This is a genomic window from Cryobacterium sp. Y50, assembly GCF_002929805.1.
Classification (GTDB): Bacteria; Actinomycetota; Actinomycetes; order Actinomycetales; family Microbacteriaceae; genus Cryobacterium.
The window spans coordinates 1-1,880 of record NZ_PJJM01000015.1 but is presented as its reverse complement, the minus strand read 5'-3'; the positions used below and the strand labels follow the sequence as shown (position 1 = coordinate 1,880).

Annotated in this window: 2 protein-coding genes; both read right to left on the bottom strand. The window is 66.1% G+C overall.

The genetic code is table 11. The annotated features are described in order from the left end of the window. Positions 1-71: 71 nt before the first annotated feature. Positions 72-1,358, bottom strand: coding sequence for an HNH endonuclease signature motif containing protein (locus CXY73_RS00115; RefSeq protein WP_104176392.1), 1,287 nt, complete (start codon positions 1,356-1,358; stop codon positions 72-74). Then, positions 1,355-1,880, bottom strand: a 526-nt coding sequence (locus CXY73_RS00110; RefSeq protein WP_233198049.1) for a hypothetical protein, incomplete at its 5' end; no start/stop codon positions are given. The genes CXY73_RS00115 and CXY73_RS00110, both read right to left, overlap by 4 nt.

The following is a 1,880-nucleotide window of genomic DNA, read 5'->3' as shown; positions in this document are numbered from 1 at the left end:
GCTGGTCGAGCTGGTCGGGATGGTCGGAGGCACGGTGTGGCCCGGTGGTGGTGTCTTGGTCTGTGGTGGGACTATTTGTTCCAGTTGGGTTTCTCGGTGGGGGTGGCGGCGCGGTTTTGGCCGCCGGGGCGCCAGGTGTGGGTGGGGTCGAAGATGAGGGGTCCGCGCACCCAGGGTCGGCCGTCTCTCATGTCGATGTCCCAGCCGGACGTCTCGATGCTGGCATGCCCGGCGTTGCAGATGAGTGCGGTGTTATCGATGTTGGTGAGGCCGCCGTTGCGCCACGCTTTCACGTGGTGAACCTGGGTGAATTGTGGTGGCACGGTGCAGCCGGGGATGACGCAGCCACCGTCGCGGGCGGCCAGTGCTCGGCGCTGCCTGGCGGTGAAGAACCGGTTGGAGTTGCCGAGGTGCAAAATCTGGCCCTGGTGGCCGAACAACACCGGCTGATACCCGCCGGCGCAGACGAGTTCGTCGACTTGTTTGACGGTGAGGGGGCCATCGATACCGTCGATCCAGCCGGCGCCGCGCCCGGTGAGGAGGTCGTTGATGTTGATGTGCACCAGTACCGTCGGTGCGGCCCCGCCCATGGTTGGTGTGCCGGGCTGGCGTGCGGCGGCTTCGAATACGGCGCGGAGGATGCCGGCTTGCTTTTCACCGATCGAGCGGATGTCGCCGGGTTCCTGTGGGCAGGGACTGAGCGTGGCCGTCTCGTTCTGCTCGGTCGCCGTGGTCTGCCAGTCTTGGTCGTCGAGCTCGGCCGGTTCGGCATGTTCGGAGTCGGTGCCAGTTTCTTCGAGGTCGCTGTCGATGTCGTTGGTGCCACCGGCGGCGCTGTCCGTGCCGGTGCTGTCCTCGTAGGTGCTGTCTTCGGCGGACGGTTCGGTCGTGTGGAAGGCGACCGTGGCACGCGGGGTGGCGCCGGGAACGGGGTTGGCCGCGGCGGCGGAGAGATAAGTGTCGAAGACGGTGCTGATGATGGCACGATCGAGGGTGGTCAGCCAGCCGTTCAGGCTGTAGCCGCCGTTTGCCAGCCCACCAAAGGACAGCCAGCTGCGCCGTTCGGCGGTGGCCTCACCGGGCGCAGACCCGTCAGGCGCGAGACGCGCCTGCCACGCAATGCCCTGCTGGCGCAGCAACTCCGGCGCAAACGCGATCCCCGCGCCCGGAAGACCCTCGGTTTCGGGCGTGATAGCACCGGACCCACTCGCCACGAGAGACCGTTCGACCCGGTCTAGGTCATCGACGAGCACCGAAGAGCGCAGGCCGTCGAGGACGGACACGATCACGCGGGCCTGCTCGACGCCCAGCTCCCCGCCCTGTAACGCCTCACCCACCACGGGATAGGTCGGTGTCAGGGGCGGCCAAGCAGCATCCGCTCACCCGCACTCTTACCCAGGCTCGCACGCTGCCGCACCTCACTGCGCGAGAGCCGGGCCAGGGTCGAGACCAACACGAGGCCGCTACGGCAACCCAGCCGACGCGCCAGAGACACCGCGCCAGCGGCTTCAACCTCGGCCTGCTCGGCCGTTTTCGTCGCAGCCGTCTTCGCCACGGCCTTCTTAGCCACAGCCTTCTTAGCCACAGCCGCATCAAAATACTCGGAACGACGCAACACATCCGTCGTGGACAGCACCCGCGCACCATCAACGACCCGCCCGACGCTCTCCAAGGCGAGCAGCATGGTCAGGGATTCTTCATCGCCAAGCGCCCCGAAGGACAGCCCACCCAACGCCGCCAACAAGATCTCCCGCGCCTGCTCCACCGCCACAATCACGGGGTTCGAACTGGACTCACTCGGGTTTTCCATAAACATGGGCGCCATTGCCTCCTTCACCACAATTCTACCCCGAATCGAACACAAAAACGAGAGAAACTCA